The 14,641-nt window shown below is 57.4% G+C and carries 13 protein-coding genes and 1 pseudogene; 9 read left to right on the top strand and 5 right to left on the bottom strand.

Annotation, left to right across the window (positions count from 1 at the left end):
• Positions 1–108: 108 nt before the first annotated feature.
• Together JFU47_RS30445 and JFU47_RS30440 are read right to left on the bottom strand one after the other, a co-directional pair.
• Positions 109–1,617, bottom strand: a complete 1,509-nt coding sequence (locus JFU47_RS30445; protein WP_201187933.1) for a sigma-54-dependent transcriptional regulator — start codon at positions 1,615–1,617, stop codon at positions 109–111.
• Positions 1,618–1,673: 56 nt separating this feature from the next.
• The gene (locus JFU47_RS30440; RefSeq protein ID WP_201187931.1) at positions 1,674–2,588 is read right to left on the bottom strand and encodes a LysR substrate-binding domain-containing protein; all 915 of its coding nucleotides are present in this window, start codon (positions 2,586–2,588) and stop codon (positions 1,674–1,676) included.
• A gap of 151 nt (positions 2,589–2,739) precedes the next feature.
• Between JFU47_RS30440 and speB the strand changes: the two genes are divergently transcribed.
• The 4 genes from speB to betA all read left to right on the top strand — a co-directional run bounded on the left by speB (position 2,740) and on the right by betA (position 8,713).
• On the top strand, positions 2,740–3,744 hold the full coding sequence (speB, locus tag JFU47_RS30435) for an agmatinase (protein WP_123368824.1): 1,005 nt from the start codon (positions 2,740–2,742) through the stop codon (positions 3,742–3,744).
• Between the two features lie 27 nt (positions 3,745–3,771).
• Positions 3,772–5,280: an aldehyde dehydrogenase family protein gene (locus JFU47_RS30430; protein ID WP_201187929.1), complete on the top strand. Its 1,509-nt coding sequence runs from the start codon at positions 3,772–3,774 to the stop codon at positions 5,278–5,280.
• A gap of 173 nt (positions 5,281–5,453) precedes the next feature.
• On the top strand, positions 5,454–7,022 hold the full coding sequence (locus tag JFU47_RS30425) for a purine-cytosine permease family protein (protein WP_201187927.1): 1,569 nt from the start codon (positions 5,454–5,456) through the stop codon (positions 7,020–7,022).
• Between the two features lie 2 nt (positions 7,023–7,024).
• Positions 7,025–8,713 (top strand): choline dehydrogenase, encoded by a 1,689-nt coding sequence (gene betA / locus JFU47_RS30420; RefSeq protein WP_201187925.1) that lies wholly within the window; start codon positions 7,025–7,027, stop codon positions 8,711–8,713.
• Positions 8,714–8,839: 126 nt separating this feature from the next.
• Here betA and JFU47_RS30415 read toward each other — a convergent pair.
• Positions 8,840–8,938 (bottom strand): annotated as a pseudogene (locus tag JFU47_RS30415) (Orn/Lys/Arg family decarboxylase); the annotation flags it as partial.
• Positions 8,939–9,087: 149 nt separating this feature from the next.
• Between JFU47_RS30415 and JFU47_RS30410 the strand changes: the two are divergent.
• Positions 9,088–9,417, top strand: coding sequence for a hypothetical protein (locus JFU47_RS30410; protein WP_134418540.1), 330 nt, complete (start codon positions 9,088–9,090; stop codon positions 9,415–9,417).
• A 102-nt stretch (positions 9,418–9,519) separates the two neighbouring features.
• Here the strand turns inward: JFU47_RS30410 and JFU47_RS30405 are convergent, their stop codons facing one another.
• Positions 9,520–10,236 carry a glycosyltransferase family 25 protein gene (locus JFU47_RS30405; protein WP_201187921.1) on the bottom strand — a complete coding sequence of 239 codons (717 nt, stop codon included), beginning with the start codon at positions 10,234–10,236 and terminating at the stop codon, positions 9,520–9,522.
• A gap of 528 nt (positions 10,237–10,764) precedes the next feature.
• On the opposite strand from JFU47_RS30405, the gene JFU47_RS30400 reads away from it, so the two are divergent.
• Positions 10,765–11,418: a peroxiredoxin gene (locus JFU47_RS30400; protein WP_201187919.1), complete on the top strand. Its 654-nt coding sequence runs from the start codon at positions 10,765–10,767 to the stop codon at positions 11,416–11,418.
• A gap of 3 nt (positions 11,419–11,421) precedes the next feature.
• Here JFU47_RS30400 and JFU47_RS33410 read toward each other — a convergent pair whose 3' ends face one another.
• Positions 11,422–11,562: a hypothetical protein gene (locus JFU47_RS33410; RefSeq protein WP_201187917.1), complete on the bottom strand. Its 141-nt coding sequence runs from the start codon at positions 11,560–11,562 to the stop codon at positions 11,422–11,424.
• Between the two features lie 406 nt (positions 11,563–11,968).
• On the opposite strand from JFU47_RS33410, the gene JFU47_RS30390 reads away from it, so the two are divergent.
• The 3 genes from JFU47_RS30390 (at position 11,969) to JFU47_RS30380 (ending at position 14,625) form a co-directional block, all read left to right on the top strand.
• Entirely contained in the window at positions 11,969–12,466 is a 498-nt protein-coding gene (locus tag JFU47_RS30390) for a VPLPA-CTERM sorting domain-containing protein (protein ID WP_201187915.1), read from the top strand.
• Between the two features lie 459 nt (positions 12,467–12,925).
• A complete protein-coding gene (locus JFU47_RS30385) occupies positions 12,926–13,483 on the top strand; it encodes a polysaccharide biosynthesis/export family protein (protein WP_140681200.1) in 558 nt (185 codons plus the stop codon).
• Positions 13,484–13,569: 86 nt separating this feature from the next.
• Positions 13,570–14,625: a hypothetical protein gene (locus tag JFU47_RS30380; RefSeq protein WP_446739651.1), complete on the top strand. Its 1,056-nt coding sequence runs from the start codon at positions 13,570–13,572 to the stop codon at positions 14,623–14,625.
• Positions 14,626–14,641: the final 16 nt, after the last annotated feature.

The raw sequence follows: 14,641 nt of genomic DNA, 5'->3' as shown, positions 1-14,641 counted from the left end.
AAGAGGGAGTGTCAGTCGATATTTATGTCGCCTGTCACACCGCCTTCGCGAGCAGGCTCGCTCCCACAGGGTCAGTGTTGGTGGCGGGATTGTGTACCGGTAGAGGCTTCACGGCTTGTTCGGAATGCCGTACTTACGCAACCGAACGGCAATCGCGCTGTGGGAAGTTTGCAGGCGTGCCGCCAGTAAACGGCTGGACGGATAACTGCTGTAAAGCTGCTCCAGCAAATTCTTTTCAAACCCTTCGACGGCATCCTCCAGGCTGCCGACCTCGCCGTCGTTTTTGCGCTCGACGGCGGTGCGGGCGATGTCGAGGTCGTCGATGTCCACCAGCGGGTTTTCGCAAATGGCAGCGGCGCGGAAGATCACGTTTTGCAGTTGCCGCACATTGCCCGGCCAGCGGTTACCGAGCAATGCCGGATAGGTCCCGGGCGCCAGGCGACAGACCGGACGCTGGATCTGCGCGCACGCCTGCTGCATGAAGTGGTTGGCCATCAACAGGATGTCGTGACCGCGCTCGCGCAACGGTGGTACTTGCAGGTTGAGCACATTGAGGCGGTAGAACAGGTCCTCGCGAAAGCTGCCTTCGCTGACCATTTTCTCCAGGTCTCGGTGAGTCGCGCTGAGGACCCGCACGTTGACCTTGACCTCACGATCGCCACCCACCCGACGGAAGCAGCCGTCGCTTAAAAAGCGCAGCAACTTGGCTTGCAGGTAGGGCGACATTTCGCCGACTTCGTCGAGGAACACCGTGCCCTGGTCGGCCAGTTCCAGCAGGCCGAGTTTGCCGCCGCGCTGGGCACCGGTGAAGGCGCCCGCGGCATAGCCGAACAGCTCGCTTTCGGCGAGGCTCTCCGGCAGTGCCGCGCAGTTCAGGGCCAGAAAGGGTGAGTCATGCCGTGCGCTGATCGCGTGGCAGGCGCGGGCGACCAACTCTTTCCCGGTGCCGGTTTCGCCCTGAATCAGCAGCGGTGCGTCGAGTGTTGCCACGCGCTGGGCACGGGCCTTGAGGGTCCGAATCGCCGGTGACTCGCCGAGCAGCGCGTCGAAACCTTCGGCATGGTCATGATGCAGCGCCGAGAGCCGTTCACCGATGCGGTTCGGTTGATAGAGGGTCAGCAGGGCGCCAGCATCGGTGATCGGCATGGCGTCCAGCAGCAGCGTCTGGCCACCGAGGCTGACCTCATGCATGGGCAGGCGAAAACCGTGTTCGATCAATGTGCGTTGCAAGGCGGGATCATCGAAGAGCGCCGTCAATGGCTCACCGGCCGGTTCTCGACCGCACAGAGAAATCAGCGCTGGATTGGCCAGCAGCACATGACCGCGCTCATCCACCGCCAACACCGGGTCGGTGCTGGCCGCCAGCAAGGCATCGAGTTGCAAGCGTCGGCGCTGCCCCGGGAGGATGTCGACCATCGTCACCGCTTGCACGCCCCGCACCCCAAGAAAAGCCTCGCGCAACTCCCCCAGCACATCGGCGCCGAGGGTGGGCGCATCGATGTAAACGTTGGGCGGTACCATCTCGACGGCATCCAGGTTGAAACGGCGCCCACCGAGCAGGGCCAGCACTTCCTGGGTGATGCCGACTCGGTCGATGAAGGTGACGTGGATGCGCATAGGTGGCCTGCAAGGGTTACGAACAGAATGAGTATGACCGGCACCAGCAGTGTCTGTCAGGTGGTGCCGGTGGTGCGCGAACAAGCGGCCAGATCCTCAAGGAACGCCTGAAGGATCGGCGGCGGGGCAGTGCCCCGTCGGGTGATCACGTCGAACGGCGACATCAGTTGCAAGCTGGTGGGCGCCAGTTGGTGCATCTCGCCGGTCTTGATCCACTGGGCGGCGAAGTGCATCGGCAGAAAGCCCAGATAGGCGCCGGAGATCAGCAGAATGGCCAAAGCCTCGATGTTGTCCACGGTCGCGGCGGCCTTGCTGACGCCCAGGTGCTCCAGGTCGTATTGCTGCATGTAACCCCTGACGACAATCCGGCTCGCGGCAATCTCTTCGAGCAGTTCGTCGCCCTCGGCCTTGCTGCCATACAGCGGATGCCGCCGCCCGCAATACAACCCCAGTGCTTCCTGATACAGCGGTGAGTGCAGCAGGCCCGGAACGTAGATCGGGAAGTGCCCGATGGCCAGGTGCAGGCGGCCATCGAGTACGCGTTCTTCCAGTTCTGCGGGGGCGCCGACGTACACGTTCAGGTGCACATCATGCCCTCTGGATACGAAGCGCTGGGTGGTGCGCGGCAGTGGAGAATCGGGGTCGGTAATGGTGGTGTCGATGATCCCCAGATTGAGCTTGCCGCTGATGTGCTGCTTGAGCACGTCGGCGTCCATGCAGAAGTTTTCCACCGCCGAGAGCAGACGCTGAGTGGCTTCGTGGATCGCCACGCCTTGCTCGGTCAGACGAAAGCCGCTGCGCCCGCGTTGACAGAGCTTGACCCCCAGCCGGGTTTCCAGATGAGTCATCTGTTCGCTGATGGTTGATTGGCCCGCATTCAACGCCGCCTGCGCGGCGGAAAAGCCCCCGCACCTGACAATCGTGGCAAACACCCTGAGCAGTTTCAGATCGACATCGTGCAGCTGGATCACCTTGAACCTCCCGCGTGTGGATGCATCGGTAATGCCGATATGAGTATCTGATGTTTAGCATTTTTTCCACGAAAACCTGCGCCCATAGTCATTTCAACGGCGGTCGCCTTCCAAGTCCGCCAGCTGATAACAAGAATTGGAGATGCCTGAAATGTCGAACAACGGTTATGAATCCGGTCGCCTGAACCTGCCATTCGTGGGTCACTGCACCTTTGGCAAATCCCCGGTGTGCACCGATTGGGATGCATTGGATGCGGACGTGGCGGTCCTCGGCGTGCCCAACGACATGGGCACCCAGTGGCGTTCCGGCGCACGCTTCGGACCACGCGGCATTCGTGAGGCATCGACCCTGTTTTCCTTCGGCCATGCCGGCGCCTATGACCACGAAGACGACGTCATGTACTTGACCGCCGCCGATGTGCGCATGGTCGATGTGGGTGACGCTGATATCGTGCACACCGACATGGTCACCAGTAACGAGAACACCGAGTACGCCGTGCGCAAGATTCTGGATGCCGGCGTCATGCCGGTTGTACTCGGTGGCGATCACTCGGTTCACGCGCCGGTGATCAAGGCGTTCGAGGGCCGTGGCCCGATCCACATCATCCACTTCGACGCGCACTTGGACTTCGTCGATGAACGTCATGGCGTTCGCTACGGCCATGGCAACCCGCTGCGTCGCGCGTCCGAAATGAACCACATTGTCGGCATGACCCAGATGGGTATCCGCAACGTGTCTTCGTCCAATCGCGATGACTACGAAGCGGCCCATGCGGCCGGCTCGAAGATCCTTTCGGTCCGTGATGTGCGCCGCCTCGGCGTCGAAGGTGTGCTGGCGTTGATCCCGCAGAACATCAACTACTACATCACCATCGACATCGACGGTTTCGACCCGTCCATCGCCCCTGGCACCGGCACCCCAAGTCACGGCGGCTTCCTTTATTACGAAGTGCTGGAAATCATCCAGGCCCTGGCCAAGCGCAGTAAAGGCAACATCGTTGGCATGGATCTGGTGGAGGTTGCACCGGTCTATGACCCTTCCGGCATGACCTCGATTCTGGCGGCGCAACTGCTGCTCAACAGCATTGGTTTCATCTTCCACGAGCGGGCTCAAGCTCGGCAAGTCACGAGCGAAACCACCACGGCCACGGCGTGATCTGACCGCCGCACAGAGGGAATAAAAATGGACACGATCGTTAAACAGTATCTCCAGAAATTTGGTGTATCCGAAGCCACCCAGACCTTCCTCAGCAAGGTTCAGAAGATGTTCATCGGTGGCACCTTTGTCGAGGCCAGTGACGGGCAGACATCCGATGTTATCGAGCCGTCGACCGAGGGCCTGATCACGCGCATTCCGATGGGCACCACACAGGATCTGGATCGCGCCGTGCAAGCCGCCCGGGCACAGTTTGACGGTGGCGCCTGGCGTCAGGCCAAACCGGCAGAACGCGAGCGGATGATGCAACGCCTGGCGGACCTGATTGAAAGCAACGCCGCCGAACTGGCGGAAATCGAATCGATCGACATGGGCAAGTCAGTCGCCTTCGCGCGGGATGTCGATATCCAGGGTACGGTCGATACGCTGCGGTATTTCGCCGGTTGGGCGACCAAGCTGCATGGTCGAACCGTTGAACCGTCGCTGCCGGGCAACTACCTGGCTTATACCCGCAAGGAAGCGGTAGGTGTGGTCGGCGCCATCGTGCCCTGGAACTTCCCACTGCAAACCATGGCCTGGAAGCTCGGTGCGGCGCTGGCAACCGGTTGCACCGTGGTGGTTAAACCCGCCGAATTGACCTCGCTGTCAGCCTTGCGCTTTGCCGAACTGGTTCAGGAAGCCGGCATCCCGGACGGGGTGATCAACATCGTGACCGGACGCGGCAGCGTGGTCGGTGCGGCGATGGCCACGCACCCCGGTATCGACAAGCTCACCTTCACCGGTTCGACCCCGGTCGGCCGTACCGTCGGCCGCGCCGCGCTGGACGAAATGAAGCGACTAACCCTCGAACTCGGAGGAAAATCACCGGTAATCGTATTGGCCGATGCCGACGTGCCGGCCGCCGCCCAGGCCATTGCCAACGGCGTGTTTTTCAACTCGGGGCAGGTGTGCGATGCCGGTACGCGGGCCTATATTCATCGCAGCGTCTACGACGAATTCCTGCGCGAACTGATTGCCTACACCCGCACGCTGAAAATCGCACCGGGTCTGGATCCAGACTGCTTCATCAGCCCGTTGGTCTCGGCGTTGCAGAAGGAGCGAGTGACCGATTACATCGAAACCGGCAAGCAAGAAGGTGCCGAACTGGTCTACGGCGGTCAGCCTGTCGAAGGCCCCGGTTTCTTCGTCGAACCGACCATTTTTGCCCATTGCCGCAACGACATGCGCATCGTCCAGGAAGAGATCTTCGGTCCGGTGCTGGTCACCGCACCGTTCGACGATGAAGAAGAGGCCTTGGCCCTGGCCAATGACTCGCCTTACGGCCTGGCGGCCGCACTGTATTCCAATGACCTTGGAAAGGTGCACAGCCTGATCCCACGGTTGAAAGCGGGGTCGGTCTACGTCAACGCCCACGGCACCCTCGATCCGTCGATGCCGTTCGGTGGCTACAAGCAGTCCGGATTCGGCAAGGACCTGGGCGCGGAGCAGCTCGATTACCTGCTGGAGACCAAGGCAGTCTGGATCACACTTCCCTGAGTCAAGGCTGACTCAAATCCCATGTGGGAGCGAGCCTGCTCGCGAAGATGCCGGCACATTCAGCATCAATGTCGCCTGACACATCGCCTTCGCGAGCAGGCTCGCTCCCACAGGGGTGTACACCAAAAGAATGCAGTTATCTCGTCATGATCTTCCAACAATAAGAGACCATCATGAACACTAACGCCAAGTCAGCCCTGAGCGTGTCGGTCCTGGACGACAAACCCGTCGTCGAAAGCCATTCAATTGACTTCATCCCGGAGAGCGAGCGCACCGACAAACTGTCTAGCCAAGGCCCGTTCTGGTTCCTCGGCAATTTCACTTTCTTCACCATGACCATCGGCTTCGTCGGACCGAGCGTCGGCCTGACCGCGCTCTGGACCACACTGGCCGGCACGCTGGGCATCATGTTCGGCACGTTGTTCATGGCCTTTCACGGTTCGCAAGGTCCGCACCTTGGCCTGCCGCAAATGATCCAGTCCCGTGCGCAGTTCGGCTATCGCGGTGTGATCCTGGTGCTGCTGGCGACGCTATTTGTGTTCGCCGGTTTCAACATCGTCAACCTGGTGTTGATGATGCAGGGACTGCACACGCTATTCGGTTTCAACCCCGCGGTGATCGCGGTGGCGGTGACGATACCGGCGGCCGTATTGGCGATCCTCGGACATGACTGGATGCACCGCAGTTTCAAATGGGCGTTGTACCTGTCGCTTCCGCTTTACGGTCTGGTGACGTTGGCCGTGCTGATGGGCTGGGTTCCCGATGCCGCGGTGCCGGTACTCGCGGCCGGTGAAGTGGCTCCAGCGCCGCTGGGCTTCAACTGGACCGGTTTCATCGCCCAGTTCGCGGCAGCGGCGAGTTACAACATCGCTTACGCCCCGTATGTGTCCGACTATTCGCGTTACCTGCCGAAGAACACCTCCAGCGGCAAACTGATCGCCGTGGTGTTCCTGGGTGCCTCGTTGTCCGGCGCATGGATGATCTCTGTCGGTGGCTGGCTGGCCGATCACCTGCATTCCACGGACGTGCTGGTGGCCCTTGGGCAAGTCGGCAACACCGTGTCGCCACTGATGGGAACTGTGGTGGTGGTTGTCACGATCCTGGCGTTCCTGCCGGTCATCGCCATGAACATCTACAGCGCGAAGTTGACCACGCTGACCTGCGTCGATTCCATCAAGCACATCGAACCGACCCGCAAGGCACGCATTCTGGCGATTGGTTTCGTGATCCTGCTGCAACTGGGCGTGGCCCTGAGCATCCAGAGTTCGGGCAAAGGACTGTCAGTGTTGGGCATCTATCTGGTGGTGATGCTGTACTTCCTGGTGCCATGGACCTCGGTCAACCTGACCGACTACTTCTTCGTCCGCAAAGGCCGCTACGCCATCCCGCATTTCTTCATGCCGCACGGCAACATCTACGGCAGCTGGGGCCTGCGCGGCATCGCGGCGTATGCCATCGGCTTCATCTCGATGATCCCGTTCTTCTACATCTACGACGGCGTCGAGCAGCGTGAAGTGTATGTCGGCCCGCTCGCCAAAGCGCTCGGCAGCATCGATATCGCCTGGCTGGTCGGGCTGATCGTGTCGGGGCTGGTCTACTACTGGTTCAGCCGTTCAATCGACCTCAAGCGCGAAGAAGCCGTCATCCAGCACATCGAAAAAACATCCCCGCAATACACCACCGGCGACAAGTTGCCCCTGCCTTCGTTGCACGTTTTCAACGAATCGACGGTCCGGAGATAATCATGGCTACGCAAAAATACGACTACATCATCATCGGTGCCGGCTCGGCAGGTTGTGTGTTGGCCAACCGCCTCAGCGAAGACCCGGCCACCTCCGTGCTGGTACTGGAATTCGGCGGCAGCGACCGCAGTGTGGTGATCCAGATGCCGAGTGCATTTTCGATCCCGATGAACACCAAGAAGTACAACTGGCGCTACGAAACCGAGCCTGAGCCTTTCCTCAACGGACGTCGCATTCACTGCCCAAGGGGCAAGGTGCTGGGTGGCTCTTCGTCGATCAATGGCCTGGTGTATATCCGTGGCCACGCTTATGACTTTGACGAATGGGAGTCCCTCGGTGCAGAGGGCTGGGGCTATCGCAATTGCCTGCCGTATTTCAAACGGGCCGAACATTACGAGGAGGGCGGTGACGGCTATCGCGGCAGCACCGGCCCGTTGCACACCACCAACGGCAATCACATGAAAAACCCGTTGTACGGAGCCTGGGTCGAGGCCGGCGCAGAAGCAGGCTACATCAAGACCGATGACTGCAACGGCTACATGCAGGAAGGCTTCGGTGCCATGCACATGACGGTAAAAAACGGCGTACGCTGCTCCACGGCCAACGCTTACCTGCGTCCGGCCATGGGACGTCCGAACCTGACCGTGATCACCCATGCAATGACCCGTCAGATCATCCTTGAAGGCAAGCGAGCCGTTGGCGTCATGTATGACCACGAAGGCCAGACGCACCAGGTCTATTGCAACCGGGAAGTGCTCGTATCGTCCGGGCCCATCGGCTCTCCACACTTGTTGCAACGCTCCGGTATCGGTCCGGCCGAGGTCTTGCGCAAAGCCGGGATCGGCGTGCGTCATGACCTGCCGGGAGTCGGGGAGAACCTGCAGGATCACGCCGAGGTGTATATCCAGTTCGGCTGCAAGGAACCCGTGACGCTCAATAGCAAAATGGACCCGCTGAGCAAACTGTTGATCGGTCTGCGCTGGCTGTTGTTCAAGGACGGACTCGGCGCCACCAACCATTTCGAGGCCGGTGGTTTCATCCGCTCGGACAAGGGCCTGCGCTGGCCGGACATTCAGTTCCACTTTCTGCCCGCGGCCATGCGTTATGACGGCAACAAACCGATCAAGGGCCATGGCTTCATGGTGCTCACCGGGCCGAACAAACCGAAAAGTCGCGGTTATGTTCGGGTGCGTTCCGCGGACCCTTACGAACATCCGCAGATTCAATTCAACTACCTGCAACGGGAAGAGGACCGCGAAGGTTTCCGCCGCTGCATCCGCCTGACTCGCGAGATCATCGGCCAACCGGCGATGGACCGCTTCCGCGACGGCGAGATCGCCCCCGGGCCACAGGTGAACACCGACGAAGAAATCGACGCCTTCGTGCGTGAAAACCTGGAAAGCACCTACCATCCCTGTGGCTCGTGCCGTATGGGCGAAGACGAGATGGCCGTGGTTGATTCCGAGCTGCGTGTGCGGGGCATCGCGGGGTTGCGGGTGATTGACTCGTCGGTGTTTCCGACCGAGCCAAACGGCAACCTCAACGCACCGACCATCATGCTGGCCGAGCGGGCCTCCGATTTGGTTCGTGGGCGCACCATGTTGCCGGCGTCCGATGCGCCCGTCGGTCTGGCCCAGGATTGGGAAACCAGCCAGCGATCATCGTTGCCGGGGCGCAATGTGAGGGTTTAAACCCGAAGGGTTAATTGCTCAGGAGAAGACACATAAAACGGGCGCCTTCAGGGCGCCCGTTTTTTTTACTTTGCTGCATGTACAGGCGCTAGCTCATTTCAACACCAGCAAGCGATAAACCCCGCCCTAGCTTTCGATCCCTTGGGTGTCATGGGTGAAACCCGGGAAGGATTTGTCGAAGGCTTCCAGTGCCTTGAGACAGGCCAGCAACGGCCTATCCGCAGCTTCTTCGAGTGTCACCCGTTCGATCAAAAAACGTCCGTAAGACAACGGAGAAAACAAGCTTTAGCGCACTTAAGGCATTTTGCTGGCCCCGAAGTCTGAAACTTTTGACCAAAATCAATTTATTTTCAGGTAGTTGGGATCGAATGCAAATGCGGAATGTGATGGTTGCGCTGATTTCGTTAGGCCTGGCGAGCGTTGCCGCCTCTGTCCAGGCCAAAGAGCTGGCATCAAATGATCGTTACATTTGCAGCTGGGGCGCAGGTACCGCGGCGAGAGCCCAGGAACTCAAGCTGTCCGGGGTTTCACTGTACGCGGCGCGGCAGAAGTTACATACCTACAAGTTCAGCAAGCCGTGGATGCACATGATGGCGATGGGCATTACCGAGCAGACCTATGACAGTAATTCGCGGATGAAGCCCGCAGCCCTGCGCGAGAGCTTTTATGAGGAGTGCGTCCGGTACAAGTTGGCGCGCAAATGACAAGGGCGGTCCGCCACAATCACCCAGACACGGCTCCTGCACCGTGCCAGGTTGGTTACGTCAGACATTGGGTACTTCAGACCTCCCCTATAAGGGAGAAAACTATCGAGTTCTTCTCAGGTTTTTTGCCTTCAACCTCCTAAGCATACCCATTACCGGCCGCAGGAGAGGCACCCTGTCAAAGATGGAAAGCTCATGCAGGTCCGTCCGCGAGGGCCTTTGATAGCCACAATTCCAGGTGAAATAGTAAGCCGAAATTTCTTTATTCTTATGAATAAGCGTATTGAGAGCAGCGTCATAATGCATCGGACCTCCGTCAGGATGCCCCGGCGGCCGCTCCAGAACCTGGAATAAAAAATCCCTCAATTTCCCAAAGCATCTTCCGTTTACAGCATAGAAATGGGCCAAATGTATTGGCCGGTCGACTGCTTTCCAAGCGGGCAAGTTTGAATTTTCTTCAAACGGATGCCCAAAATAGACGATGTCCCACTCCATACCTTCCAGAGACTCGATCGCCTCTTTCCCATATTGAGAAATATGTCTGGAAAACTGTATGTCGTCCTCCATGATCAAGATATTTTTCAAATTCAGGCGCATTGCCTCTTCCAGCACCCCCAGATGACTCAAAAAGCAGCCTCTGACCCCGACGCTCGGGAAGCCATTTCCCTCACTGGGCGTAACAGCCTCAAAAAAGCCTATTTTTTCATCATCAATGTGAAAGCCATTGCGAGTGAATTCTTCTACTGTTTCTAAACGGCGATCCCTTCTTGACGAGATATTGATGATTCTTACTCGATCAAAATATTCGATCACATTCATCTGTCAGGTCCTTAGCGCAGACAATCAGGGCAGTTGGATTGGGGAACCCGCAGAATTCGGAAAAAATCGTACGTAAGCACTGCCGACAGAGGGCAATCCCTTACGTCTTCTGGGTTGTGTTCGATTGAAGTGCACCTCATCAACCAGGCTGTCCGGCGGTTCACGCGCGCAGCGTCAGAGTAGGGCCACTTTCTGCATTTCCTGACGGCTCGGCGTCAACTTCCATGATCTCAACCTGACAGGCTGAATGCTTGGCGATTTTGTCCGTTTTCTCTATCGACCCCGGACTGCAGTATAGGCAGCATTTGCGGATGAAGTTTTAGTCTCGTAAATCGGCGTGCAGCACCCGTTCGAGAAGACACGCCAGATAGGTGCTCAGTGAATGGGCTCCGGGCGGAAAGCTCCGATAGGTCCGGACATTTACCGCTCGCGCCAGCTCTTCGGCGGGGTGCAGAGCGAAGTCTTCAAGGTCTCCTATACTGGATCGTTCCGAGAGTTTCCCTACCCTTCACAGCGAGGAGAACGCACATGAGCATTCGTATTGGCGACGAAGCACCGGATTTCACCGCCGAAACCACCGAAGGCACGCTCCATTTCCACGAATGGATTGGCGATAAGTGGGCCATCCTGTTCTCGCATCCGAAGGACTTCACCCCGGTCTGCACCACTGAACTCGGTTATATGGCCGGGCTCAAGCCGGAGTTCGACAAACGCAACACCAAGATTGTCGGTCTCAGCGTCGACCCGGTCGGTAACCATCAGACCTGGGCCAAAGACATCGAAGAAACCCAGGGCCATGCGGTCAACTACCCTATGATCGGCGACGAGAATCTGGTGGTGGCAAAGCTCTACGACATGATTCACCCGAACGCCAGTGGCGGCACTCGTACTGCCGTGGACAACGCCACGGTGCGTTCAGTGTTCATTGTCGGCCCGGATAAAAAGATCAAGGCGATGCTGGTCTACCCGATGAGTGCCGGGCGTAACTTCGATGAAGTGTTACGGCTGCTCGATGCTATTCAGTTAAACGCCAAGCACACGGTTGCCACGCCGGTGAACTGGCGTCCGGGTGAGGACGTGATCATTCCTACGTCGGTATCCGACGACGACGCAAGAAAGAAGTACCCGGATGGCTTCAAGACGGTGAAACCTTATTTGCGTACGGTGGCGCAACCGAAGTAATGGTCAGGCATTCATCCTGTCTTCAATCGCGATGCCTTTTACACGCATTGCATTGATCTGCTCGGCGCGGGTGCCAGGGAGGTTGAGCATGGTTCCCTGGCGCAGCGCCGAGACTTCTACTGTGTTCCAGGGCTGAGAATGCACGGGGAGCCTTTACCTGCCATGCCGTCTTCATGCGTCAAAAACTCTAGGCTGCCGGGTACTTTCAGAAAGTCGCCGACAAACCCGCCTTTACAGACGTCGTCGGCGGTCGAGTCCATGACGTTGTCAAGGTGCTCCGTAGCCCGGTGCAGGGCGCTTGCCGGGTCATGTGCCAGCGTCCTGATGCGGGCTAACGCCCATGCGTGAAGCTATTTCACATGGATAGAATTCACTGGACTGATGTGCTTGTTGTGGCGTTATTTTGACGCCATCCTCCCTAAAATGAAATTTCGATTTATTATTGTGACGAGCTATTGACGTAATGGCGATGTGCTTATAGGCTCAATTTAACCGATAAAGATTCCTTCAACCGACAAAAGAATAACCCCCTACGCAAGGAGGCGGTGTTATGCGCTCAACACTTGTCATTAAATTTGTGTTGTTTTCTGTGATCCTGAATGCTGCAGCCGTTGCTAGTGCTCAGGCGACCAGTTTGTCTTATGAAATTAGTCGTATAAGCAACACGAGCGAGGAGTCAAGGCCTCAACTTGGCACGGCTCTTGAAGAGCGTGCAAGTGGCGCGTTGCTTACTTTTGGAAAGGGCCTTGGTTTGCCTTCGTTGATCACCGATATTTACTTCGATGATGCCCATTCTGCCAAATTTAACAGTGTCATTCATCACGCTGACTCAGGCGTGGGCGTATCCGTCAATTCTTCTTCGGGTGACGGATTAATGGCGGCGGTTGACACTAAGCAGTTCAAGATTGATTCGACAATCCAGGATAAAAGCCTGGTTGATGTCTCTGATATCAACCAACTGAATGCGGTACCGCTTCCTGCTGCAGCGTGGTTATTTTCTTCCGCATTGTTTGGTTTTATTGTGGTCGCCAACCGACGGAAGATATAGGTGTTTGTTAACGCTTTTGGTAATAATGGTTATTTAAACGGCCACTCTGGTGGCTGGCTGGACACACGGCTTTCTGTATTGTTTTTGCGGATGATGTCCATCTTGCAATAATACTTAGTTTGTAATCGTTGACATCAGTTAGTTGCGCTGGCAAACGTAGCCATCGCCAGGTTGACAGTGTCGCAGTTGAGCCGGCTCAAGCGGGTACGGTGTAGTTAATATTGGCGCGGAGTACGTCGGGGGCGGCTTGCTTGCTCCAAGCCATTGTTAAATAACACTATTCTGCTGTTTTGTACTAACGTTCCGGTTTCAGGTGTGTTGCATTGGCGGAATTGACCGCCCAGAAGCTCAAGATGATTGCTGTTTCGTAGTTTCTTTGGCGTGAAATAGGCTAGAGTGATTTGACAAGGTTTTTTTGTTCTAAACTCCTTGCATGGCTACTTAGACGGAGGGATCCCGATGTTCCGTTCATTGATACCTGTGCTCTGCGCGCTGGCTGTTTGGCCCAGCATTTCCAGTGCCGTCGAAAACGACCCGACTTACCGGCTGAGTCCGGGAGATAACCTTTCTGTTTCCGTGTGGGGCGAAGACAAGCTCAAACAGGATGTACGCGTACTTCCCGATGGCAGCATTACCTTCCCGCTGGCAGGGCAAGTCAATGTTGCGGGGCTTGATGCCACTGCTGTCGCGAAGCAAATCGCTGCCAAACTTGAGGCGTTCATACCTGATCCGCAGGTGAGCGTTGTCGTCACCGGCACCGAAGGTAATCTCGTCTACGTTCAGGGCAAAGTGCTGAAACCCGGCACCGTGCATATGTCAGGTCAAACGTCAGTGCTGCAGGTAATAAGCATGGCGGGAGGGCTCGACAAATTCGCCGATAAAGACGACATTAAGGTCGTGCGACTCAATGGGGCTAGACAAGAGATCCTGCGCGTCAACTACAGCAAGTTGATGTCGGGGGATGACATGTCCACCAATTTTCTACTTAAAGCCGGCGATACGCTGGTCGTGCCTTAGCCTTGCGCGAGGCACTAGGGATTATCTTGCTTGGATTTCGAACGACCGGGGTTGCGACGGCAATCCTGGCTTTGTCGTGTTCGGACATGGCCTATGCTGCTACTTGGCAATCAGCTATAGCAGTGCCTTCGACGGTCGAGTACGACAGCAACCCACTGCTGCTCACGAGTGGTGAGAAGGGGGTGACCCGTACCATCATCGCCCCCGATTACAGCCTTGTGGGTACTTCCGGACGGGATGAGTTCCAGTTCGGTCTCGGATTAAATATCGTGCGCTCGTCGGATACGTCCATCGTTTCGGACCGTGAAGACCCCAGGTTAAAGCTAGGGTGGCAGCGCGCGACCGAAACGGGTGCTTTTGGGCTCACGGCGAGATATGAAGAAAACTCGACGCTTTCCACGGTGGTTCAGGAAACCGGCGTAGTTGCTTCCGATGGCACGCAAAAGATGTATTTGGTGGGCGGCAACTGGAGCACTGCTCTCAGCGAGCGAAGTACCCTGGTTAACGAGACCGACTACACTCATGTCACTTACGATGTTGCTTCACTGACCAACTATGACGAGCTGGCGACCCGCTTCAGCTGGAACTATGCATGGAGTGAGCAGGTCGAGCTGTTCACCCGTCTTGGCGTGAAGCGCTATGAGCCGGAGAAGGGGTCTGCGGTGGCTTCCTCAAACAGCTACACCCCCGCAGTCGGCTTGAATGTCCAATTCTCCGAGCGGCTTAAGGGTACGGCCTACGCGGGTCTCAACCAGGTCTCCGGCACCGGTAGCGGCCCCAAAGGCCAAGGCGGTTTAATGTTGCAATATGCCGGTGAGCGTATTGATACCAGCATCGACGCCAGTCGTAGCACTCTCGCCAGCGGGGACGGTGGTTTCGTCGAGGTTGATGCCCTGAGGGGTACATGGAGCTATGCCGTCGACGAGACCCGACGCACCGGTTTCGATGTCTCTTGGCAAGACGCAAAAGGCCGGACGCCTAATACCCTGCAAAATTACAGTGCCTGGTTTAGCCAAGAACTCTCGCCTTTTTGGATTGCACGCCTATCCTACACATACAAACAACGCCAGCAAGATGGCTTGCCGGATGCCACTGCAAATGTCGTCGGGCTGATGCTGACTTATAGTTATCCCGGTCTCTGAAATTCAGCTGTGTGAG

The sequence above is a fragment of the Pseudomonas sp. TH39(2020) genome, from assembly GCF_016650715.1.
Classification (GTDB): domain Bacteria; phylum Pseudomonadota; class Gammaproteobacteria; order Pseudomonadales; family Pseudomonadaceae; genus Aquipseudomonas; species Aquipseudomonas mandelii_C.
This window is presented reverse-complemented; position numbering and strand designations above follow the sequence as displayed.

Excerpts from the sequence above, each read along its gene's own strand:
- JFU47_RS30445 (WP_201187933.1), bottom strand. The coding sequence starts at position 1,617 with ATGCGCATCCACGTCACCTTCATCGACCGAGTCGGCATCACCCAGGAA.
- speB (WP_123368824.1), top strand. The coding sequence starts at position 2,740 with ATGTCGAACAACGGTTATGAATCCGGTCGCCTGAACCTGCCATTCGTG.
- JFU47_RS30430 (WP_201187929.1), top strand. The coding sequence starts at position 3,772 with ATGGACACGATCGTTAAACAGTATCTCCAGAAATTTGGTGTATCCGAA.
- JFU47_RS30425 (WP_201187927.1), top strand. The coding sequence starts at position 5,454 with ATGAACACTAACGCCAAGTCAGCCCTGAGCGTGTCGGTCCTGGACGAC.
- betA (WP_201187925.1), top strand. The coding sequence starts at position 7,025 with ATGGCTACGCAAAAATACGACTACATCATCATCGGTGCCGGCTCGGCA.
- JFU47_RS30410 (WP_134418540.1), top strand. The coding sequence starts at position 9,088 with ATGCGGAATGTGATGGTTGCGCTGATTTCGTTAGGCCTGGCGAGCGTT.
- JFU47_RS30405 (WP_201187921.1), bottom strand. The coding sequence starts at position 10,236 with ATGAATGTGATCGAATATTTTGATCGAGTAAGAATCATCAATATCTCG.
- JFU47_RS30400 (WP_201187919.1), top strand. The coding sequence starts at position 10,765 with ATGAGCATTCGTATTGGCGACGAAGCACCGGATTTCACCGCCGAAACC.
- JFU47_RS30390 (WP_201187915.1), top strand. The coding sequence starts at position 11,969 with ATGCGCTCAACACTTGTCATTAAATTTGTGTTGTTTTCTGTGATCCTG.
- JFU47_RS30385 (WP_140681200.1), top strand. The coding sequence starts at position 12,926 with ATGTTCCGTTCATTGATACCTGTGCTCTGCGCGCTGGCTGTTTGGCCC.
- JFU47_RS30380 (WP_446739651.1), top strand. The coding sequence starts at position 13,570 with ATGGCCTATGCTGCTACTTGGCAATCAGCTATAGCAGTGCCTTCGACG.